Annotated in this window: 23 protein-coding genes and 1 tRNA gene; 19 read left to right on the plus strand and 5 right to left on the minus strand. The window is 69.3% G+C overall.

Translation table 11 applies throughout. The annotated features are described in order from the left end of the window. Positions 1-109: 109 nt before the first annotated feature. From MQC88_RS07430 to MQC88_RS07500, 15 genes are all read left to right on the plus strand, one after another. A complete protein-coding gene (locus MQC88_RS07430; protein WP_243320650.1) occupies positions 110-838 on the plus strand; it encodes a YebC/PmpR family DNA-binding transcriptional regulator in 729 nt (242 codons plus the stop codon). 127 nt (positions 839-965) lie between these two features. Continuing rightward, positions 966-1,493 carry a crossover junction endodeoxyribonuclease RuvC gene (gene ruvC / locus MQC88_RS07435; protein WP_243320653.1) on the plus strand — a complete coding sequence of 176 codons (528 nt, stop codon included), beginning with the start codon at positions 966-968 and terminating at the stop codon, positions 1,491-1,493. Next, positions 1,490-2,086, plus strand: a complete 597-nt coding sequence (gene ruvA, locus MQC88_RS07440) for a Holliday junction branch migration protein RuvA (protein WP_243320655.1) — start codon at positions 1,490-1,492, stop codon at positions 2,084-2,086. Before ruvC ends, ruvA begins: the two co-directional genes overlap by 4 nt. Positions 2,087-2,111: 25 nt before the next feature. Then, positions 2,112-4,034 carry a potassium transporter Kup gene (locus MQC88_RS07445; protein WP_425491603.1) on the plus strand — a complete coding sequence of 641 codons (1,923 nt, stop codon included), beginning with the start codon at positions 2,112-2,114 and terminating at the stop codon, positions 4,032-4,034. A gap of 49 nt (positions 4,035-4,083) precedes the next feature. Then, complete coding sequence (ruvB, locus tag MQC88_RS07450; protein WP_243320659.1) at positions 4,084-5,151, plus strand: Holliday junction branch migration DNA helicase RuvB; 1,068 nt, start codon at positions 4,084-4,086, stop codon at positions 5,149-5,151. Next, a complete protein-coding gene (ybgC, locus tag MQC88_RS07455) occupies positions 5,144-5,596 on the plus strand; it encodes a tol-pal system-associated acyl-CoA thioesterase (RefSeq protein ID WP_425491604.1) in 453 nt (150 codons plus the stop codon). Before ruvB ends, ybgC begins: the two co-directional genes overlap by 8 nt. 3 nt (positions 5,597-5,599) lie before the next feature. Then, on the plus strand, positions 5,600-6,382 hold the full coding sequence (gene tolQ, locus MQC88_RS07460; RefSeq protein ID WP_243320663.1) for a protein TolQ: 783 nt from the start codon (positions 5,600-5,602) through the stop codon (positions 6,380-6,382). Between the two features lie 133 nt (positions 6,383-6,515). Then, positions 6,516-6,971 carry an ExbD/TolR family protein gene (locus tag MQC88_RS07465; protein WP_243321292.1) on the plus strand — a complete coding sequence of 152 codons (456 nt, stop codon included), beginning with the start codon at positions 6,516-6,518 and terminating at the stop codon, positions 6,969-6,971. A gap of 71 nt (positions 6,972-7,042) precedes the next feature. Then, complete coding sequence (locus tag MQC88_RS07470; protein WP_243321294.1) at positions 7,043-7,912, plus strand: TonB C-terminal domain-containing protein; 870 nt, start codon at positions 7,043-7,045, stop codon at positions 7,910-7,912. A gap of 107 nt (positions 7,913-8,019) precedes the next feature. After that, a complete protein-coding gene (gene tolB, locus MQC88_RS07475) occupies positions 8,020-9,351 on the plus strand; it encodes a Tol-Pal system beta propeller repeat protein TolB (protein WP_243320664.1) in 1,332 nt (443 codons plus the stop codon). 108 nt (positions 9,352-9,459) lie between these two features. Then, positions 9,460-9,972: a peptidoglycan-associated lipoprotein Pal gene (pal, locus tag MQC88_RS07480; RefSeq protein ID WP_243320666.1), complete on the plus strand. Its 513-nt coding sequence runs from the start codon at positions 9,460-9,462 to the stop codon at positions 9,970-9,972. Positions 9,973-10,108: 136 nt separating this feature from the next. Further along, on the plus strand, positions 10,109-10,921 hold the full coding sequence (ybgF, locus tag MQC88_RS07485; protein ID WP_243320669.1) for a tol-pal system protein YbgF: 813 nt from the start codon (positions 10,109-10,111) through the stop codon (positions 10,919-10,921). 38 nt (positions 10,922-10,959) lie between these two features. Continuing rightward, entirely contained in the window at positions 10,960-11,649 is a 690-nt protein-coding gene (gene queE / locus MQC88_RS07490; RefSeq protein WP_243320671.1) for a 7-carboxy-7-deazaguanine synthase QueE, read from the plus strand. Between the two features lie 21 nt (positions 11,650-11,670). Beyond that, positions 11,671-12,372, plus strand: coding sequence for a 7-cyano-7-deazaguanine synthase QueC (gene queC / locus MQC88_RS07495; protein ID WP_243320674.1), 702 nt, complete (start codon positions 11,671-11,673; stop codon positions 12,370-12,372). A 57-nt stretch (positions 12,373-12,429) separates the two neighbouring features. After that, positions 12,430-12,505: transfer RNA gene (locus MQC88_RS07500), tRNA-Lys, on the plus strand. Between the two features lie 90 nt (positions 12,506-12,595). On the opposite strand, the gene MQC88_RS07505 is transcribed toward MQC88_RS07500, so the two are convergent. Then, the gene (locus tag MQC88_RS07505) at positions 12,596-13,438 is read right to left on the minus strand and encodes a kinase (RefSeq protein WP_243320676.1); all 843 of its coding nucleotides are present in this window, start codon (positions 13,436-13,438) and stop codon (positions 12,596-12,598) included. A gap of 17 nt (positions 13,439-13,455) precedes the next feature. On the opposite strand from MQC88_RS07505, the gene pdxH reads away from it, so the two are divergent. Next, positions 13,456-14,058, plus strand: coding sequence for a pyridoxamine 5'-phosphate oxidase (gene pdxH, locus MQC88_RS07510; protein ID WP_243320679.1), 603 nt, complete (start codon positions 13,456-13,458; stop codon positions 14,056-14,058). Then, on the plus strand, positions 14,055-14,867 hold the full coding sequence (locus MQC88_RS07515) for an ABC transporter substrate-binding protein (protein ID WP_243320680.1): 813 nt from the start codon (positions 14,055-14,057) through the stop codon (positions 14,865-14,867). The genes pdxH and MQC88_RS07515 overlap by 4 nt, the downstream gene beginning before the upstream one ends. A gap of 176 nt (positions 14,868-15,043) precedes the next feature. On the opposite strand, the gene MQC88_RS07520 is transcribed toward MQC88_RS07515, so the two are convergent. The 3 genes from MQC88_RS07520 to MQC88_RS07530 are packed head-to-tail and all read right to left on the minus strand — an operon-like array spanning position 15,044 to position 17,143. Further along, positions 15,044-15,529 carry a DUF4426 domain-containing protein gene (locus tag MQC88_RS07520; protein WP_243320683.1) on the minus strand — a complete coding sequence of 162 codons (486 nt, stop codon included), beginning with the start codon at positions 15,527-15,529 and terminating at the stop codon, positions 15,044-15,046. 17 nt (positions 15,530-15,546) lie between these two features. Next, positions 15,547-16,395 carry a pyrroline-5-carboxylate reductase gene (gene proC / locus MQC88_RS07525; RefSeq protein ID WP_243320685.1) on the minus strand — a complete coding sequence of 283 codons (849 nt, stop codon included), beginning with the start codon at positions 16,393-16,395 and terminating at the stop codon, positions 15,547-15,549. 19 nt (positions 16,396-16,414) lie between these two features. Further along, positions 16,415-17,143, minus strand: coding sequence for a YggS family pyridoxal phosphate-dependent enzyme (locus MQC88_RS07530; RefSeq protein ID WP_425491605.1), 729 nt, complete (start codon positions 17,141-17,143; stop codon positions 16,415-16,417). A 159-nt stretch (positions 17,144-17,302) separates the two neighbouring features. On the opposite strand from MQC88_RS07530, the gene MQC88_RS07535 reads away from it, so the two are divergent. Together MQC88_RS07535 and MQC88_RS07540 are read left to right on the plus strand one after the other, a co-directional pair. Then, positions 17,303-18,340, plus strand: a complete 1,038-nt coding sequence (locus MQC88_RS07535) for a type IV pilus twitching motility protein PilT (RefSeq protein ID WP_117201271.1) — start codon at positions 17,303-17,305, stop codon at positions 18,338-18,340. 118 nt (positions 18,341-18,458) lie between these two features. Beyond that, the gene (locus tag MQC88_RS07540; RefSeq protein WP_243320687.1) at positions 18,459-19,589 is read left to right on the plus strand and encodes a PilT/PilU family type 4a pilus ATPase; all 1,131 of its coding nucleotides are present in this window, start codon (positions 18,459-18,461) and stop codon (positions 19,587-19,589) included. Between the two features lie 102 nt (positions 19,590-19,691). Here the strand turns inward: MQC88_RS07540 and MQC88_RS07545 are convergent, their stop codons facing one another. Beyond that, a complete protein-coding gene (locus MQC88_RS07545; protein WP_243320689.1) occupies positions 19,692-21,434 on the minus strand; it encodes a dipeptidyl-peptidase 3 family protein in 1,743 nt (580 codons plus the stop codon). Positions 21,435-21,472 lie beyond the last annotated feature (38 nt).

Below are 21,472 nucleotides of genomic sequence, written 5' to 3' on the forward strand. Positions count from 1 at the left end.
CCGCGCCCGATCGCCCCTGGCGAAACCGCCCCCGCAGCGGCCGGATGCGTTCCTGGCCACTGAAGCGGGATAAAATCGCCGCCTTTCCCGCGCAGCAGACCAGGATCCCATGGGTAGAGGACCGTCCATCGAGGCCCGCAAGAACGCCGAAGACGCGCGCCGCGGCAAGATCTTCACCAAGATCATCCGCGAGATCGGCGTTGCCGCGCGCGCCGGTGGCGGCGATCCCGCCAACAACCCGCGCCTGCGCGCGGCGATCGACAAGGGCCTGTCGGCGAACATGACCAAGGACGTCATCGAGCGCGCGATCCGGAAGGCCACCGGCGAACTGGAAGGCGTGGTCTACGAGGAAATCCGTTACGAGGGCTACGCACCCGGCGGCATCGCGGTGATCGTCGATTGCCTGACCGACAACAAGGTGCGCACCGTGGCCGACGTGCGCCATGCCTTCGGCAAGTTCGGCGGCAACCTCGGCACCGACGGCTCGGTCGCCTTCATGTTCAGGAAGCTCGGCGTGCTGTCATATGCGCCCGGGGCGGGCGAGGATGCCGTGACCGAGGCGGCGATCGAGGCCGGTGCCGACGACGTGGTCGCCTACGACGACGGCGCGATCGACGTGCTCATGGCGCCCGAGGCCTTCGCCGCGGTCAAGGCGGCGATGGAAGCCGCCGGCCTGAAGCCGGACCTGGCCGAAGTCACGATGCGCGCGGACAACGATGTCGCCGTTTCCGGCGACACCGCGCAACAGGTCGCCAAGCTGCTGGGCTGGCTGGAGGACCTCGACGACGTGCAGGCCGTGTATTCCAACGCCGAGCTGGGCGCGGACGCGTACGCCTGAGCGCGTAAGCTGACGCCGTGACCAGGATCCCGGGAATCCCCTTCGACTTCGCGCGCCCGGCGGCGCTCCACGCCCAGGGCAGGGTCCGGCTCCGGGCCCTGCGTTCCACGCGCCGGGGGCGTGCGGCGTGATCCGCATCCTCGGAATCGACCCCGGCTCGCAGCGCACCGGCATCGGCGTCATCGACGTCGCCGCCGACGGCCGCTGCAGCTACGTGCACGCGCAGGCGTTGGTGCTGCTGGGCGCGGCCGACTTCCCGTCGCGGCTGGGCCTGTTGTGCGAAGGGCTGGAGGCGTTGCTGGAGCAGTGGCAGCCGCAGCAGGTCGCGATCGAGACGGTGTTCATGGACAAGTCGGCGATGTCGGCGCTCAAACTCGGCCATGCGCGCGGCGCGGCACTGGCGACCGTGGTGCGGCGGCGGCTGCCGGTCAGTGAATACGAGCCGCGGGTGATCAAGCAGTCGCTGGTCGGCCGCGGCGCCGCCGACAAGGCGCAGGTGCAGCACATGGTGCGGCTGCTGCTGAAGCTGCCGGACACCCGGCTGCAGGCCGACGCCGCCGACGCGCTGGCGGTGGCCTTGACCCACGCGCACATGGGCGCGACCGCCGCGCGCAGCGGCCTCACCACCGACCAGTTGCGGAGACGACGCGGATGATCGGGCGCCTCAAGGGCATCCTCGCCCACAAGCAGCCCCCGTGGCTGGTGGTGGACGTCAATGGCGTGGGCTATGAACTGGAGGCGCCGATGAGCACCTTCTACGACCTGCCCGACGTCGGCCGCGAGGTGGCGCTGTTCACCCACTACGCGCAGAAGGAAGACAGCGTGTCGCTGTACGGATTCCTGCGCGATGGCGAGCGGCGCCTGTTCCGGGACGTGCAGAAGGTCAGCGGCATCGGCGCGAAAATCGCGCTGGCGGTGCTGTCTGGCGCCAGCGTGGACGAGTTCGCGCGCATGCTGCAGGCCGGCGACGTGGCTGCCCTCACCCGCATCCCCGGGATCGGCAAGAAGACCGCGGAACGCATGGTGGTCGAGCTGCGCGACCGCGCGGCGGGCATGGAGTGGGGCGGGGCCAGCGTTGGCGGCCCGCTGGCCGGCGTCGCCGCCGACGCCCAGTCCGAGGCCACGGTGGCGCTGCAGCAACTGGGCTACAAGCCGGCCGAAGCCGCGCGCATGGCGCGCGATGCGGTGGCCGCCGGCGACGATGCCGCGGCCATCATCCGCAAGGCGCTAAAGTCCGCGCTGCGCTGAGGCGGCGAGGCGACTCCAGGGAAGCTTGATGTCCAACCACGCACCATCGGCGCAAGCCGCCAGCAAGGATACCCAAGGCCACGGCAATGTCGGTTTGACCGGCTTGGTCGTCGGTGCGATCGGGGTCGTGTTCGGGGACATCGGCACCAGCCCGCTGTACACGCTGAAGGAAGCCTTCAGCCCGCACTATGGCCTGACTGCCAACCACGACACGGTGATCGGCATCTTGTCGCTGGTGTTCTGGGCGTTGATGGTGGTGGTCACGCTCAAGTACGTCACCATCATCATGCGCGCGGACAACGAGGGCGAAGGCGGCATCATGGCGCTGATGGCGCTCGCCCAGCGCACCCTGCCCAAAGGGTCGAGCTCGGCGTATGCGGTCGGGATCCTCGGGATCTTCGGCGCGTCGCTGTTCTTCGGCGACGGCGTGATCACGCCGGCGATCTCGGTCCTGTCCGCGGTCGAGGGCCTGGAGGTGGCCGCGCCACAGCTCGACGCCTGGGTGGTGCCGATCACCGTGCTGGTGCTGCTGGCATTGTTCGCCACGCAACGCTACGGGACCGAGCGGGTCGGACGCGTGTTCGGTCCAGTCACGATCGCCTGGTTCCTCTCGCTGGCCGCCCTGGGCGTGGCCAACATCCACCATGAGCCCGAAGTGCTGCATGCGCTCAACCCGTGGTTCGCGACGCGCTTCTTCGTGACCCACGGCTGGCATGGGGTTTTCATACTCGGAGCCGTGGTGCTGGCGGTGACCGGTGGAGAGGCCCTGTACGCGGACATGGGCCACTTCGGTGCAAAACCCATTCGCCTGGGTTGGTATTTCTTCGTCCTGCCTTCGCTGATGCTCAACTACCTCGGCCAAGGTGCGCTGGTGCTCGAGGATCCGGCCGCGATCCAGAATCCCTTCTACCTCGGGGTGCCGGACTGGGGCCGGTTTCCGATGATCGGCTTGGCCACCGCGGCAACGGTGATCGCATCGCAGGCGGTGATCACCGGCGCATTCTCGGTCGCCCGCCAGGCGATGCAGCTGGGTTACATCCCCCGCATGGAGATCAAGCACACGTCCAGCGACACGATCGGCCAGATCTACATTCCATGGATCAACTGGGCGCTGATGGTCGCCGTGATCGCGCTCGTGCTGGCCTTCGAAAGCTCGACCGCGCTGGCATCGGCCTACGGCGTCTCGGTATCGGGCACCATGCTGATCGATACCTTGCTGCTGGCGCTGGTTGCGCGCGCGACCTGGCCGCGCTGGCGCATCTGGGTGTTACCCCTGTGCGCGGTGTTCGTGGTGGTGGACCTCGCCTTCCTGGTCGCCAACGGCGTCAAGTTCTTCGACGGGGCCTGGTTCCCGGTGGTCCTCGGTCTGTCCGTGTTCACCGTGTTGCGCACCTGGCGCCGCGGCCGCGAACTGCTGTACCAGGAGATCCGCAAGGAAGGCATCCAGCTCGACAGCTTCCTGCCAGGGCTGATGCTGGCGCCGCCGGTGCGGGTGCCGGGCACCGCGATCTTCCTGATCGCGCAGCAGGGCATGGTGCCGCAGGCGCTGCTGCACAACCTCAAGCACAACAAGGTGCTGCACGAACGCAACGTGTTCCTGACCGTGCAGACCCTTGACGTGCCATACGCGCCATCGACAGGACGCCTGCAGATCAGACCGATCGGCGACGACTTCTACCGCGTGGTGATCCGCTTCGGCTTCATGGAGACCCCCGACGTTCCGTTGGCGCTGATGCGCTCCTGCGACCAGGGCGGGGTGTATTTCGACCCGATGGAGACGACCTATTTCGCCAGCCGCGAGAACGTGGTCGCCGGCAAGCGCCGCGGCATGCCGGTGTGGCGCGACAAGCTGTTCGCGGTGATGCATCGCAACGCCGCGCCAGCGACGGTGTTCTTCCGCATCCCGGGCAACCGCCTGGTGGAGCTCGGGGCGCAGGTCGAAATCTGACCGCCCGGCGGCGCTGCCCTTCGCAAGGGCCACGTGCGACCATACCGGCATGACCGAAGACCGCATCATCGCCGCCGGTGCCACCCGTGAGGACGAGGCCGTCGAGGCCTCGATCCGCCCCAAGCGGCTCGACGAATACCTCGGCCAGCAACCGGTGCGCGAGCAGCTCGGGATCTACATCGAGGCGGCGCGCAAGCGCGGCGAGGCGATGGACCACGTGCTGATCTTCGGCCCGCCCGGGCTGGGCAAGACCACCCTGAGCCATGTCATCGCCAATGAACTCGGGGTCGGCCTGCGGGTGACGTCCGGCCCGGTGATCGAGAAGGCCGGCGACCTCGCCGCGCTGCTCACCAACCTGCAACCGCACGACGTGCTGTTCATCGACGAGATCCATCGCCTGTCGCCGGTGGTCGAGGAAGTGCTGTATCCGGCGATGGAGGATTTCCAGATCGACATCATGATCGGCGAGGGCCCGGCGGCGCGCTCGATCAAGCTCGACCTGCCGCCGTTCACGCTGGTCGGCGCCACCACCCGTGCAGGCCTGCTCACCGCGCCGTTGCGCGACCGCTTCGGCATCGTGCAACGGCTGGAGTTCTACGAGGTCGAGGACCTCACCCGGATCGTGCGGCGCTCGGCGCAGATCCTGGGCATCGATTGCGCGGCCGAGGGCGCCGGCGAGATCGCGCGGCGTTCGCGCGGCACCCCGCGCATCGCCAACCGCCTGCTGCGGCGCGTGCGCGACTACGCCCAGGTGCGTGCCGCGGGGCATATCGACCACGACGTCGCCAGGGCGGCGATGCAGATGCTCAAGGTCGATCCCCAAGGCTTCGACGAACTCGACCGCCGCCTGCTGCGCATGATCGTCGACAACTTCGACGGTGGCCCGGTCGGCGTGGAGTCGCTGGCCGCGGCGCTGAGCGAGGAGCGCGGCACGCTCGAGGACGTGGTCGAACCCTACCTGATCCAGCAGGGCTACCTGGTGCGCAGCGCGCGCGGGCGCATGGCCACGGCCAAGGCGTACCGCCATCTCGGGCTGAAACCCAGGGCCGGGCGCAACGACCTGTTCGCGGACGCAGGGTCGGAACCGGATCCCGCCGCAGATGCAAGTGGTGGCTGAACCCGTGTTCAGTTGGCCGACACGGGTGTATTGGGAGGATACCGACGCCGGTGGCGTGGTCTACCACGCGCAGTACCTGGCCTTCCTGGAGCGGGCGCGCAGCGAATGGCTGCGCGCCCACGGCAAGGGCCAGGAAGTGCTGCGCCGCGACCACGACCTGGTGTTCGCGGTGCGCGCGATGCAGGTGGATTTCCGCCTGCCGGCGCGGCTGGACGACCTGCTCGACGTCTCGGTGGCGTTGCTCCAGTGCCGCCGAGCCAGCCTGGTGCTCGCGCAGGCCATCCGTCGCGACGGCGCGCTGCTGCTGGACGCGCAGGTGCGGGTGGCGGCGCTGGGCGCGGGCGATTTCCGCCCGCGCGCGATCCCCGGCGCGCTGTACGCGGAATTGAAGCCGCTTGAAGTGACACTGCAACAACCTGATGCAATCCCACCCGATGGAGCGTGACGCATGACCCCATTGCTGGCAGCCCTGCAGGCCGCGGTCGAACCCCTGCCGGAAGACGCGCGCGCCGAAGCCGCGCGGGCCGTGGCCACCGCGGCGCCCGCCGCCGCGCACAACGGCATCGACATGCTGGCGCTGGTGCTGCACGCCAGCATCCCGGTGCAGTTGGTGCTGGTGCTGCTGCTGTTCGCCTCGGTCGCCTCGTGGGTGATCATCTTCCGCAAGAAGCGCGTGCTCGATCGTGCCGAGCGCGAAGCGGACCGCTTCGAGGAACGCTTCTGGTCCGGCTCGGAGCTGTCCAAGCTCTACGCCGGCGCCAGCGAGCGCAACCGCGACATCGGCGGGCTGGAGGCGATCTTCGAGGGCGGCTTCCGCGAGTTCAATCGCATCCGCCAGCGTCGCGGCGTGGATTCGCGGATCCAGCTCGAGGGCGCGCAGCGCGCGATGCGCGCGACCGCCTCGCGCGAGCTCGACGGGCTGGAGCACAACCTGGAGTTCCTCGCCAACGTCGGTTCGATCAGTCCCTACGTCGGCCTGTTCGGCACGGTGTGGGGGATCATGATTTCGTTCCAGGGCCTGGCCAACGTCAAGGAAGCCACGATCGCGACCGTCGCCCCCGGCATCTCCGAGGCGCTGATCGCCACCGCGATGGGCCTGTTCGCGGCGATCCCGGCGGTCTGGGCCTACAACCGCTTCGCCACCAAGGTCGAACGCATGAGCGTGCGCTACGACGCGTTCTCCGAGGAGTTCTCGTCGATCCTGCAGCGCCAGGCGCACCTGGACGAATAGCCGCCATGCCCCGGCCCCGCATGCCAGGCGCAAGGCATGTCATTCCGAACCCGGCCAGGGCGCCGATGGGCGCCCGCATTGCAGGTTTCCCGGCGCGACCGGCTGAAGACCCGAGAGGATTCCATCCATGGCCATGACCGCCACCGGCCGCCGCATCCGCAAGCGCAAGCTCAAGGCCGAGATCAACGTCGTGCCCTACATCGACGTCATGCTGGTGCTGCTCATCATCTTCATGGTCACCGCGCCGCTGCTGAACCTGGGCGTGGACGTGAAGTTGCCGCAGGTCGCGGCGGCCAGCGTCGAGCAGCCCAGGCAACAGGTCGTGGTCCAGGTCGGCGAGGATGGGGCGCTGTCGCTGATCCAGAAGGACGAACAGGGGCCGGCCGACAAGATCGCGCTGGACGCCGATGAACTGCTGCTCCGGGTTGCCGCGATCCGCAACCAGAACCCGAACCTGGTGGTGTTCGTGGCCGGCGACGGCGCGGTGCCCTACGCGCGGGTGATCGAGATCCTGCAGCGGCTGCGCACCGAAGCCAAGGTCGAGAAGGCGACGCTGCTGACCAGTTCGCCGGAGCCCGCGCAAAAGTGAAGGAAACCCGCGCCGACACCAATGCCGCGGTGGTCAGCGCGCTGGCGCTGCATGCGCTGCTGTTCGCGTTGATGTTCCTCGGCCTGTGGTGGACGCGCACCAATGCACCGCTGTCCGCGGCCGGGCCTGTGATCGAGGCCGACCTGGTCGATCCCGACGCCCTGTCCGCGCCGATGCGGCGCGCGCTCGACGCCCCGGCCAAGGCGCCCCCGGAACCCAGGCCGGTCGAGGACGCCGTCCCGCCGCCGCAACCGACCCCCGAAGCACGCCCGCAGGACGCCCCCGTGCCGCCGCAACCGCAGGCGCAGGAACCCATTCCCGTGCCCGACGCGCGCGAACAGGAGCGCGTCGAGCGCGACGCCGACGCCGCCCGCCGCGCCGCCCGCGAGCAGGAGGAAAAGCGCCGCCAGGAGCAGGTCGACCTGACCCGGCGCGAGCGCCAGGAAGCGGCCGAGAAGCAGCAACGGCTGGCGCAGCAGCAGTTCGCCGACAAGCTGAAGAAGATCCGGGCCGAGCGCGAAAAGGCCGCGCGCGCCGCCGACCTGGCCGAGCAGAAGCTGAAGCAGCTCGCCGATGCGCGGACCCGCAGTACCGCCGATGCGGCAACCCCTTCGGATTCCGCCGCCAGCCCGCCGCCCGGAAACAACGGGGTCGATCCCGACCTGGCCGCGCGCTACGCGGCGGCGTTGCAGGACGCGATCCTGCGCAACTGGACCCGTCCGGACACGGTGCCGCTGGGCCAGCGCTGCCGGATCACCATCCGCCAGCTGCCCGGCGGCGAGGTGATCGATGCCAAGGTCGCGGCCTCGTGCCCGTACGACGAACTGGGCCAGCGCTCGGTCGAGGCCGCGGTGCTCAAGGCGCAGCCCTTGCCCTACGCCGGCTTCGAGGCAGTGTTCCAGCGCACCCTGTACCTGAACTTCGAAGCGCAGGACCGCTGAGGCGGTTCGCGAGCAAGGCGGCACCGGGCCGGTGCGGCTCCATTCATCTTTGAGACAGCCTTCACGGCCAAGCTGTTAACAATCCTGACTTTCCCCCGGAAGTGCCGATGAAACGACCCCTGCGCCGGCTGGCGACCCTGATGCTGCTCCTGTCCACCGCGCTGCTGCCATTGCTGGCGGTCGCCCAGGACCGCGGGCTGGAGATCGACATCGTCGGCGGCAACGCCTCGGCGCTGCCGATCGCGGTGGTGCCGATGCCCTACCAGGGGTCCGCGGCGGCGCCCGGGACCGACATCTCCGAGGTGGTCGCGGCCGACCTGGCCCGTTCCGGCCAGTTCCGGACCCTGCCCGAGCGCGACATGGTCGAGCGCCCGACCCGCGGCGGCGAGGTCAATTACCCGACCTGGCGGCTGCTGAAGCAGGACTTCCTGGTCGTCGGCCGGGTGCTGGACGCCGGCGACGGCGGCTACCGGGTCGAGTACGAACTGTTCGACGTGGCCAAGCAGCAGCGCCTGCTCGGCTTCGCCATGACCGCGCGCAGCAACGCCATGCGGGACGTCGCCCACCAGGTCGCCGACGCCATCTACGAGAAGATCCTCGGCGTGCGCGGCGCGTTCTGGACCCGGATCGCCTACGTCACCGCCACCGGCGTCGGCAGGGGCAGCCGTTACGCGCTGATGGTCGCCGATGCCGACGGCTGGAACCCGCAAACCGTGGTCCGCTCCGGCGAGCCGCTGCTGTCGCCGTCGTGGAGCCCGGACGGGCGCAGGCTGGCCTACGTCAGCTTCGAACGCGGCAATTCGTCGATCTACATCCAGGACATCAACACCGGCGCGCGCGAACTGGTCGCCAGCTTCCGCGGCATCAATGGCGCACCGAATTTCTCGCCCGACGGCCGCCGCCTGGCGTTGACCCTGTCCAAGTCGGGGAATCCCGAGATCTACGTGATGGACCTGGGCAGCAAGGCGCTGACCCGGATCACCAACCAGATGGGCATCGACACGGAGCCGGTGTGGAGCGCCGACGGCGGTTCGCTGTACTTCACCTCCGACCGCGGCGGCAAGCCGCAGATCTACCAGGTGTCTTCCAGCGGCGGCGGCGCCAGCCGGGTGACCTTCCAGGGCAGTTACAACGCCACCGCCACGGTGTCCTTCGACGGCAAGAAGATCGCCATGGCCCAGGGCAACGGCAACAACTACCGGATCGCGCTGCTCGACCGCAGCCTGGGGTCGCCGCGCTGGTCGATGCTCTCGCCCGGCTCGCTGGACGAATCGCCCAGCTTCGCCCCCAACGCCAGCATGGTGCTGTATGCCGCGCGCGAAGGCGGTCGCGGCGTGCTGTACGCGGTCTCGGCCGATGCCCGCGTCCGCCAGCGTTTGGTGCTTGCGGACGGCGACGTGCGCGAGCCGGCCTGGGGACCGTATCGCCAGAAGCGTTGAACGGCCAGGCGCGCAGGCCTCCGGCCCGCGCGCTGCCACCCCTGATTTTCCATCAGCCAGCTTTCCACCAAGCCAGCTGTCCACCCAGCGAGAAGACGAGGAACGACGATGAACGCGACTACCCGAGTGTTGTTGACCGCGCTGCTGTGCGCCGCGGCCATTGGTTGCTCCAAGAAGGTCAAGGAAGCCCCGCCGGTCGATACCGGCCCGAGCACCGCCCCGGTCACCGAGCCGGCGACGGGCGCTGGCATGTATGGTCCCGAGGACCTGGACACCGATGCCTGCCTGCGCCAGCGGGTGGTGTATTTCGATTTCGACCAGGACGCGCTGCGCCCGGAATTCCAGGCGGCGATGGCTTGCCACGCCAAATACCTGCGCGACCGCCCGTCTTCGCGCATGACCCTGGAAGGCAATGCCGACGAACGCGGCAGCCGCGAGTACAACCTCGGCCTGGGCGAGCGCCGCGGCAATGCGGTGTCCTCGGCGCTGCAGGCCAATGGCGGCTCCGGCAGCCAGATCACCGTGGTCAGCTACGGCGAAGAGCGCCCGACCTGTACCGCGTCCAGCGAGGATTGCTGGGCCAAGAACCGCCGCGTGGAGATCGTCTACACGGCCAAGTAAGAGGTAGCGATGCGGCCGGGAGCGGATCCCGCTCCCGGCTGCGCATCGCAGGGGCCCTCGCCGCGCGAGCGCCTGCACGGCCCCCGCAACCGGGGGTTTTTGTTTGCGTTCGGCTTCGATCGACTAGAGTGCAGCCATGAACACACCACGCCTCCCGCTCCTGGTCGGCGCGCACCTGCTCGGCGCGCTGCTGCTTGCCACCGTCCCGCCGGCATCGGCGCAACGCGCCAGCCTCGCCGAGCGCGTCGCAGCGCTCGAACAGCAGGCCGCCAACAACCAGGGCAACGTCGACCTGCTCAACCAGGTCACCGCGCTCAAGGCCGAAGTGCAGGCGCTGCGCTCGCAGCTGGAAGAGTTGCAGCATCAGCAGCAGCAATGGCACGACAGCAGCCGCAACCAGTACCTGGACCTGGACGGCCGCCTCAACCGCCTGGAGGGTGGTGGGGTGGCGGTACCGGCGACGCCGGCATCGGCGAACGCGGCACCGCCGGCCGCGGCCGCGGGCTCCGCGGAGCGGCCGCCGGCCGTCTACGGCGATCCTGGCTTGCTGGCCGGGGCCGAGGGCGAGCGCGCTGCCTACGACGCCGCCTTCGACGTACTGAAGGCAGGGCGCTACGACGAGTCGGCGCGCCTGTTCCAGGACTTCCTGCAGCGCTACCCCAATGGCGCCTGGACCCCCAATGCGCTGTACTGGCTGGGCGAGAGCTATTACGTCACCCAGAACTACGCGATGGCGCAGCAGCAGTTCCAGTCGCTGCTGGATCGCTACCCGACCCACGACAAGGCCCCCGGCGCCCTGCTCAAGGTCGGCCTGTCGCAATACGGCCTCAAGCAGCTCGACGTCGCGGAAGCGACCCTGGCCCGGGTCGTGCAGCTGTACCCGGGCACCGATGCCGCGCGCACCGCCGACGACCGCCTGCGCGCGATGCAGCTCAACGCCTTGCGCTGAGCCGGCGCGCGGCGAGCGCCGCGGCTAAAATGGGCCCCATGACCATCGTTTCCGACGCGGCCGCCGCCCCCGATGCGGCCTCCGCCGCGGACCGGCTCCGCATCACCGAGATCTTCCTTTCGTTGCAGGGCGAGGCCCGCGATGCCGGCTGGCCGACGGTGTTCGTGCGCCTGACCGGCTGCCCCCTGCGGTGCCAGTATTGCGACACCGCCTACGCTTTCCACGGCGGCGACTGGTGGCAGGTCGACGCGATCCTGGCCGAAGTCGCCCGCCACGGCGTGCGCCACGTCTGCGTCACCGGCGGCGAACCGCTGGCGCAGAAGCGCTGCCTCGGCCTGCTCCGGCGCCTGTGCGACGCCGGCTACGACGTCTCGCTGGAAACCTCGGGCGCGGTCGATATTGCCGGCGTCGACCCGCGCGTCTGCCGCGTGCTCGACATCAAGACCCCCGGCTCGGGCGAGGCCGCGCGCAACCTGTGGCCCAACCTGCCGCTGCTGACCGCCCGCGACCAGGTCAAGTTCGTGATCTGCGACCGCGCCGATTTCGACTGGGCCCGCGCCGTGGTCGCCGAGCACCGCCTGCACGAAGCCTGCGAGGTGTTGTTCTCGCCGAGCGCGGCGCAATTGCCGGCACGCGAACTGGCCGACTGGATCGTGGCCGAAAAGCCGCCGGTGCGCTTCCAGCTGCAGCTGCACAAGCTGCTGTGGAACGACGAGCCGGGACGATGAACGCAATGCCCGACGCAAGCCATGGACGCTAGCGCGCGCAAGCCCGCCGTGGTGCTGGTGTCCGGCGGCATGGATTCGGCCGTGGTGCTGGCGATCGCGCGCGAGCAGGGCTTCGCCGCACACGCGCTGAGCGTGCGCTACGGCCAGCGCCACACCTCCGAACTGGACGCCGCCGACCGCGTCGCCCGCGCGCTCGATGCGACCGCGCACAAGACCGTGGCGGTCGACCTGCGCAGCATCGGCGGTTCGGCGCTGACGGACACCGACATCGCGGTACCGGACGACAGCGACGGCCACGTCATCGGCGCCGGCATCCCGGTGACGTACGTGCCGGCGCGCAACACCATCATGCTGTCGCTGGCGCTGGGCTGGGCCGAGGTGCTGGGCAGCGCCGACCTGTTCTGCGGCGTCAATGCGGTCGACTATTCCGGCTACCCGGATTGCCGCCCGGAATTCATCGAGGCCTTCGAGCGGCTTGCCAACGTCGCGACCCGCGCCGGGGTGGAGGGCGCCGGCTTCCGCGTGCATGCACCGCTGCTGCGGATGTCCAAGGCCGAGATCGTGCGCGAAGGCCTGCGCCTTGGCGTGGATTTCGCGCTGACCGTGTCCTGCTACCAGGCCGACGCGCAAGGCCGCGCCTGCGGCCACTGCGACGCGTGCCGGCTGCGCGCCGACGGTTTCGCCGCCGCCGGCGTCGCCGACCCGACCCGATACCGCGGGTAAGGCGGTGGTGGCGCGTGCTGCGCTAGAATTCGCCTCCCGTGCCGGCGCGGGTCTCGTGGGCCGTTAGCTCAGTCGGTAGAGCAGAAGACTTTTAATCTTTTGGTCGAAGGTTCGAATCCTTCACGGCCCACCACTTCCACCGGCTTCCGGTTCTCCGCAAGCGGGTACCGCAGCGCGCGGCGGCGCGTTGGGCATGATCGCGGGTGTATCCCACCTTGCGCCACTAGAACGGATCGAGTGGGTGGCGCTCGGCGTCCAGCCGGATCGTGCAGTCCGCGATGCCTGGCCAGGTGCGCATGGCTTGCCGGCTCACGCGCTCGAAGAACTGCACGAAGCGCAGCACCTGCGCATGCGACATCGCCTTGCGGTCGGGATGCCGCGCCTGCAGCGTCTGCTCCTGCTGCCACCGCCACTGCGGCACGATGTCGAAGCCCGGGCCCTGCAGGAACAGCAAGCGGGGCAGGCGCTGCCACAGCGCGGGATAGTCGTTGGCGAGCGCATCGTTGCTCCAGCGCCGCCAGGTGCCGTCGGGATCCTCGTCGCGCTCGAGCGCGTTGATTGGTTCGGCGAGCGCGGCCTGGTCTTCGGCCGGCACCTTCAGGAACCATCCTTCCAGGATCACCAGGTCGGCGTGCGCGACGACGGGCCAATGCGACTCGGGTTCGCGATCGTCGGCGATCTTGTCGAAACGGGGCAGCGCGGCGGGGCGGCCCGCGGCCAGCGCGTCCAGCACGTCGCAGGCCAGCGCCACGTCGTGGGTGCCGGGGGCGCCGCGGGTAGCGCACAGTGGATGGATCTGTTGGCCGAGCTCCTGGCGCGCGGCGTGGCCGAGGTAGAAGTCGTCGATGGACAGCGACACGACCTTGCGATCCTGCGTTGCCGCCAGGTCGGCGATCTGCGCGGACAGCGTGGACTTGCCGGTGCCCTGCAGGCCGGCGATGGCGAAGACCGGGCCGCCGGCGTCCTGCGCGGCCCGGTACACGCGGGCGACGAATTCCGGGGCGTAGCCCGTGCCGGGGGGCCGTGGGGCGGCCTGCTCGTGGCCGGGATGCGTGGGCGTTGCCATCGCGCGACAATAACGCAATGGACGAAGACGCTCTTTACTCGCAGGCGCTGGCCGAGTTCGCGCGGTTGTACGACGAGGCCGCGGCGGCCGGCGAACCCGACCGCAACGCGATGACGCTGGCGACGGCGTCGCTGGATGCGCGGCCGTCGGCACGCACGGTGCTGCTGAAGGCGTTCGACGCGCGGGGCTTCGTGTTCTACACCCACCTGGATGGCCGCAAGGGCCGCGAACTGCAGGCCAATCCTTACGCGGCGCTGCTGTTCCACTGGCCGCGCGTGCGCCAGGGCGTCCAGGTGCGGATCGAGGGCCGCGTGCACACGGTGCCCGACGACGAGGCCGACGCCTATTTCGGCAGTCGCCCGCGCGGCAGCCAGCTCGGCGCGTGGGCATCGCTGCAGTCCGAGACGCTGGATAGCCGCGAAACCTTCGAGCAGCGGCTGGCGCAGGCCGAGCGCAGGTTCGTAGGCCGCGACGTGCCGCGGCCGCCGCGCTGGACCGGGTTCCGGGTACGGCCGCGCTGGATCGAGTTCTGGCACGGCGCCGATTACCGGCTGCACGAGCGCTGGCTGTACGAGCGCGATGTCGCCTGCAACTGGTCGAAGCGGATGCTGTATCCGTGAAGGCTGACGTGGGCGGCCCCCGGCGCATCGTCTGCCTCACCGAGGAGCCGACCGAAGTCCTGTACGCGCTTGGCGAGCAGAATCGCATCGTCGGCATCAGCGGCTTCACCGTGCGGCCGGCGGCTGCGCGCCGGGAAAAACCCAAGGTCAGCGCGTTCACCAGCGCGAAGATCGATGAGATCCTGAAGCTCGAGCCGGATTTCGTGGTCGGGTTTTCCGATATCCAGGCCGACATCGCCGCCGAACTGATCCGCAGGGGCGTCGAGGTCTGGATCAGCAACCACCGCAGCGTGGACGGCATCCTCGATTACGTGCGCAGGCTCGGCGCGCTGGTAGGCGTTGCCGCGAAGGCCGATGCCTATGCGGCCGGACTGCAGCAGGGGCTCGACGCGATCGCGCGGCAGGCGGCCGCGCTGCCGCGGCGTCCGAAGGTGTATTTCGAGGAGTGGGACGAGCCGCCGATCACCGGCATCCGCTGGGTGGCGGAGCTGGTGCGGATCGCCGGCGGCGACGACATCTTTCCCGAGCGCGCGGCGGAATCGCTGGCGAAACAGCGCATCCTCGAGGATCCGGGCGAAGTCGTCCGCCGCGCGCCGGACATCATCCTGGGTTCGTGGTGCGGCAAGAAGTTCCGGCCCGAAAAGGTGGCCGCACGACCGGGCTGGGCCGCGATCCCGGCGGTGCGCGACGGTGAACTGCACGAGGTCAAGTCGCCGCTCATCCTGCAGCCGGGCCCGGCTGCGTTGACCGATGGCGTGCGGGAGATCGCACGCATCATCGGCGCATGGGCGGCGAAATCCAGGCGCTAGGGACGGTTCCTGCAGGAGCGGCTTGTCGCCGCGAGCTCCCGGCTTTCCGGATCGCGTCCGAGCAAGGCTCGCACCGACAGGCCGCGCCTCGACACGCCGGATCCCGCGCCTGCAAACAGGCGGAGCGCGCTCCTGCAAGCGCCTGAAGCTGCGCCTGCAAGCGACGGCATCGATGCCTACAACGGGAAGAAGTCGCGACTGAGCTGCAGGCGCGTGGCGCCGGCGCCCGCCGGCACCACGGCCACGTCGAAGCGCAAGGTCTCCGGCAGCGTCGTCGACACGGTTCCGACATAGTCGACCAGTCCACCGGTCTCCAGTGCGTGCATCGCAAGCTGCTGGCGGCCGCCGCGCAGGTCGGTCGCGGTCGCGGTAACCGTTGCCGGCAACGACACCGCGTCGGCGTCTCCGCCCTTGCGCACCGTCACCAGCAACAGCACCGTGGCCGGGTCGCGGGCGATGCCGTAGCGGGCGGCGACGCCGGCATTGAGCGCCGCGGTCTGCACCGCACTGGCACGGATGGTGACGTCGCCGATGCGGACGACCGCCTCGCCCTGGCTGTCGGCAGGGGCCGGCGCCGGGGCGACGGCTGCGGGCGACGGTTGCTGGCCGCAGGCGCCGAGCAGCGACAGCGACAGGGCCAGGACGAGGTGTGGCTTTTGCATGGGTGGCTCCGGGGCAGTCAGTCGTTCGCGGCGGACAGTTGGCGGCCGCGCAGGGTGGCCGCGGCGATGGCGTCCGCGACCAGTTCGCGCAGGCCGCCGGCTTCGAACGCCTCGATCGCGGCCTGCGTGGTGCCGCCGGGCGAGGTCACCCGGCGCCGCAGTTCGCCCGCGTCCGCGTCGTCCTCGGTGAGCATGCGCGCCGCGCCCAGGATCGTCTGCAGGACGAGGGTGCGCGCCGCTTCCGCCGGCAAACCCTCGGCGATCGCGGCCGCCTGCATTGCTTCGGCCAGCAGGAACACGTAGGCCGGGCCGCTGCCCGAGACCGCGGTCACCGCGTCCATCCGCGCCTCGTCGTCCAGCCATACGGTTGCGCCGACCGCCGCGAGCAGCGCCTGCGCGCGCCGGCGCCCGTCGGCGCCGACCCGCGGATTGGCGTACAACCCGGTCACCCCGGCGCCGAGCAGTGCCGGCGTATTGGGCATGCAGCGCACGACGGCGACATCGCCACCGAGCCAGCGCTCCAGTTGCGCGGCGGTGATGCCGGCGGCGACCGAAACCACCAGTGGCTGCGAGGCCTGCGCCAGCGGCGCGAGGGCCGCGCACACGCTGCGCAGCACCTGTGGCTTGACCGCCAGCACCCAGGTCGCCGCGCCGGCGACCGCGTCGGCCCCTTCGACGAACACCGCCACGCCGAAATCGCGCTGCATGGCGTCGCGCAGTTCCGCCACGGGTTCGGCCACGCGGATCGCGGCCGCGGGCTTGTCGCGCGCGACCAGGCCGCCGACCAGGCTGCGGGCCATGTTGCCGGCGCCGATGAAGGCGATGGTCTCGGGATTGCTGGCCTGGATCTCGGAGCTTGGGGGCATGCAGGTCTTCGCGTGGGCTTCAGGAGGTCGACGGCGTGCCGGGCCGGCCGCCCTTGCGCTCGCGGCTGCCGAACAACGCCGTGCCGACCCGCACCATTGTCGCGCCTTCGGCGATCGCGAGCGTGGCGTCGTCGCTCATGCCCATCGACAGGGTATCGACCTGCGGGTACCCCGGCCGCAGTTGTTCGAACAGGGCGCGCATCCGGCGGAAAGCCTCGCGGCGGCGTTCCAGGTCCGGCAACGGCGCCGGGATCGCCATCAGCCCGCGCAGCGCCAGCCGTGGCTGCGCGGCGATGGCGTCCGCCAGCGCGGGCACGTCCTCCGGCCCGCAACCGTGCTTGCTGGCTTCGTCGTCGATGTTGACCTGCAGCAGCACGTTCAATGGCGCGCGCTCGGGATCGCGATGCGCGGCCAGCGCCGCGACCAGCTTGGGCCGGTCCACGGACTGCACCCAGTCGAACAGCGCCGCGGCCTCGCGCGCCTTGTTGGATTGCAGGTGGCCGACCAGGTGCCATTCCAGGCCGGGGTCGCCGAGAGCTGCCTGCTTGGCCTGCGTCTCCTGCACGTAGTTCTCGCCCAGCGCCGGGGTCTCGCCGGGACGCGCGGCGCGCCAGGCGCCGACCAATTCCGCGACCGCGGTCGCGTCCTGGAATTTGCTCACGGCCAATAATCGGGGCGGTGGCCGCCCGGCCTGGCGCGCCGCGTTATCAAGTCGTTGCAAGAGGTCGTGCAGGGCGAGCGCAAGCACGTCGTGGCATCCTCTTGAATGGGCGGGGGTTGCCGGCGATTTGACATCCCGGAATTCGGCCTATACTGCCGCCCGGGAGCGTTCCGTTCCAGCGGAACGGGTGTTTCGGGGCAGCGCCGGCCATCAACGGCCGCTTCAGTCGAGTGCAGGGGAGCACGCATGGATATCGCCGAGCTGTTGGCGTTCTCGGTCAAGAACAAGGCTTCCGACCTGCACCTGTCGGCGGGCCTGCCGCCGATGATCCGGGTGGACGGCGACGTCCGCCGCATCAACATCCCGGCCCTCGACCACAAGCAGGTGCACGCGCTGGTCTACGACATCATGTCGGACAAGCAGCGCCGCGACTACGAGGAATTCCTCGAGGTCGACTTCTCCTTCGAGATCCCCGGCCTGGCGCGTTTCCGCGTCAACGCTTTCAACCAGAACCGCGGCGCCGGCGCGGTGTTCCGCACGGTGCCCTCGGAAGTGCTGACGCTCGAGGACCTGGGCTGCCCGCGCATCTTCAAGGAACTGATCGACCAGCCGCAGGGCCTGATCCTGGTGACCGGGCCGACCGGCTCGGGCAAGTCGACCACGCTGGCGGCGATGGTTGACAACATCAACAAGGAAGAATACGGGCACATCCTCACCATCGAGGATCCGATCGAGTTCGTGCACACTGCACAGAAGTGCCTGATCAACCAGCGCGAGGTGCACCGCGACACCCACGGCTTCAACGAGGCGTTGCGCTCGGCCCTGCGCGAGGACCCGGACTACATCCTGGTCGGCGAAATGCGCGATATCGAGACCATCCGCCTGGCGCTGACCGCCGCGGAAACCGGCCACCTGGTGTTCGCGACCCTGCACACCAGTTCGGCGGCCAAGACCATCGACCGCATCATCGACGTCTTCCCCGCCGGCGAGAAGCCGATGGTGCGCTCGATGCTGTCCGAGTCGCTGCGCGCGGTGATCTCGCAGGCGCTGCTGAAGAAGGTCGGCGGTGGCCGCACAGCGGCCTGGGAGATCATGGTCGGCACGCCGGCCATCCGCAACCTGATCCGCGAGGACAAGGTCGCGCAGATGTATTCGTCGATCCAGACCGGCCAGCAGTACGGCATGATGACCCTCGACCAGCACCTGCAGGACCTGGTCAAGCGCGCCGTGGTCACCCGCCAGCAGGCCCGCGAGTACGCCAAGGACAAGCGCCTGTTCGAGTAATCGCACATACAGTCATCCCGGGCGCGGCGAGGTTTGCGTCGCTTCCCGGGTCGCGTCGGTACAGGCAGGTCCCTCGCTTCGCATGGGACGACAATGCAGGCAGGGTAGTGGAGGCTCCATGAGCAGCATCGATTTCACCTCGTTCCTCAAGCTGATGGCGCACCAGAAGGCGTCCGACCTGTTCATCACCGCCGGCATGCCGCCTTCGATGAAGGTCCACGGCAAGATCTCGCCGATCACCCAGAATCCGCTGACGCCGCAGCAGTCGCGCGACTTGGTGCTCAACGTGATGACGCCGCCGCAGCGCGAGGAGTTCGAGAAGACGCACGAGTGCAACTTCGCGATCGGCGTCTCCGGCGTCGGCCGCTTCCGCGTGTCCTGTTTCTACCAGCGCAACCAGGTCGGCATGGTGCTGCGCCGGATCGAGACCAAGATCCCGACCATCGAAGAGCTGAACCTGCCGCCGATCATCAAGACGCTGGCAATGACCAAGCGCGGCATCATCATCTTCGTCGGCGCCACCGGCACCGGCAAGTCGACGTCGCTGGCGGCGATGATCGGTTACCGCAACCAGAACTCGACCGGGCACATCATCACCATCGAGGACCCGATCGAATTCGTGCACAAGCACGAGGGCTGCATCATCACCCAGCGCGAAGTCGGCATCGACACCGACAGCTGGGACGCGGCGCTCAAGAACACGCTGCGCCAGGCGCCCGACGTGATCATGATCGGCGAGGTGCGTACCCGCGAGGGCATGGACCATGCGATCGCCTTCGCCGAAACCGGCCACCTGGTGCTGTGCACGCTGCACGCCAACAACGCCAACCAGGCGATGGACCGCATCATCAACTTCTTCCCCGAGGACCGGCGCGGCCAGCTGCTGATGGACCTGTCGCTCAACCTCAAGGGCGTGGTCGCGCAGCAGTTGATCCCGACCCCGGACGGCAAGGGCCGGCGCGTGGCGATGGAGATCCTGCTCGGCACGCCGCTGGTGCAGGACTACATCCGCGACGGCGAGATCCACAAGCTCAAGGAAGTGATGAAGGAATCCACCAACCTGGGCATGAAGACCTTCGACCAGGCCCTGTTCGAGCTTTACCAGGCCGGCGAGATCAGCTACGAGGATGCATTGCGCTACGCGGACTCGGCCAACGAGGTGCGCCTGCGGATCAAGCTGGCGCAGGGCGGCGATGCCAAGACCCTGTCGCAGGGCCTGGACGGCGTCGAGGTCGCGGAAGCACGTTGACCCGGGGATCATCGGGCGCGGAAAAGCCGGGCACTGCCCGGCTTTTTTGTTGCCCGGTCGCGGGAATCGGTTCGGGGCGAATCGGCTTCCTGTGCGCGGGCGCTACTGCGCGACGGGCTCCTGCGCCGATGAAGCCGGCGCCGCGTATTGCGACAGGCCCAGGGTCTCCAGGCCCTGCTCGAAGCGGATGTCGACCGGGATCCCGGCCTTGTCCAGCTTCTTCAGGTCCGCCGCCAGTTCCGGGCCGACCACGCCCTTGTCGTCGGTCAACGCTTTCGCCTGCGCATAGTCGCCGTCGCCCTGGATCGTCAGCAGCGTCCGGCTGAGCGCGTTCATCGCCTCGTGCATGCGGTCGAAGTCGACCCGGTAGCGGCCACTCTGCGGGTCGCGCGCGAACGCGCCATGTTCGGCGAAGAAGTTGAAGCGCAGCATGTTGGCCTTGGCGTGCGCGTCGGTGGCGCCGAAGCGCACCGAGCGCAGGATTCCGGCGAGGAAGGTGACGTAGTTGTCCATCAGCCTGGACTTGTCGAGCTCGCCCTTGTTGGCAAGCGCATCGACCATGTACAGCCCGAGCACGTCGGCCTTGCCCTCCTCGAAGCTGGACGCGTAGTCCTTCAGCGCCTCCGACACCGTGCCCTTGCCGTCGAGCGTGTTCTTGATCCCGAGTCCGTGCGCGACCTCGTGGAACATGGTGTTCTGGAAGAACGCGTCGAAGGTGACGTTCTGCACCTGGTCCTGCGCGATCAGCTGCCTGGCGATCGGCACCATGATGGCGTCGAACTTCGCCTGCATCACGTTCTCGAGTTGCAGCCGGCGCGTGCCCTTCTTCAGCTGCACCTGCTCGTCGTTGGGCAGGTTGATGGCGATGGTCTTGGCGCCGACGTTGGCATTGCCGCCGTAGTACACGGCTTCGTAGGCATTGAGGTCCGCATCCGAACCGGGTGTTTCGGCCTTGTACCTGTCGTCCACCGGCAGGCCGCGCTGCAGGTCCGGCAGGAACGCCGCGAAGCGCGCCAGCTTTGCGCTCCAGGCCTGGTCCTTGACCAGCACCACGCCTTCGTATGCGGCCTTGTAACCGAACAGCTGGTCCTCGTAGGTTTCGATCGGGCCGATCACGATGTCCACGGGATTGGACTTCATGTCCATCCACGCCAGGTCGCTGGGCTGGAAGTCGTCGCTGAGCAGTGCGTCGGCGCGCATCGACAGGTAGTTGGCGAAGGACTTGTCGGCGCTGGCCGCCGCGGCTTCGCGCAGCAGCGCCGCCGCGCGTTCCAGGTCGGCCTTGTAGGCGACGTGGTAGGGCACGGTGGTGAGCTTGCCGGCGTCGTCGCGGCGCAGCAGCGTGTACCAGGAGGTCTTGTCCGGCAGGTCGGCGGCTTCGAATTCCGCCTTGGTCATGTCGGCCGGATAGAAGGTGCCGCCGGCTGGGCGCGGACCGATCCCGGGCAGCAGCGGCGTGTCCGCGTTGAGCCGGTCCCAGGGCCCGAAGTTGAGCGCGACCAGGTCACGGGTGGCGTCGTCGGGCGCGCGCGCCAGCAGTGCGGCGCGGTCGCCGTCCCAGGACTGTTGCCAGTAGAGGTCGTTCATCACCTCGCTGGCTTCCACCAGGCGCGCCAGCATGCGCTTGCCGCTGTCGTCGAACGCCGACAGGTCTGCCTTGAGCGGAACCGTGGCGTAGTCGCCGGCGTGCTGCGCGGCGTAACTCGCGGGCGTGGCGGCCGCGGGCGCGGCATCGGCAGGCGTGGGCGGTTGCGGCCCGCGCTGGCAGGCGGCCACCGCGAGGGCGGCGAGGCAGGCGAGCAGCAGGGGATGGCGCGGGATCCGGGGGCGGGTGGGGACGGGCATGGCGGGCTCCGCATCGGCTGGAAGGACCGCCATCGTAG

The sequence above is a fragment of the Cognatiluteimonas sedimenti genome, assembly GCF_022808325.1.
GTDB lineage: Bacteria > Pseudomonadota > Gammaproteobacteria > Xanthomonadales > Xanthomonadaceae > Cognatiluteimonas > Cognatiluteimonas sedimenti.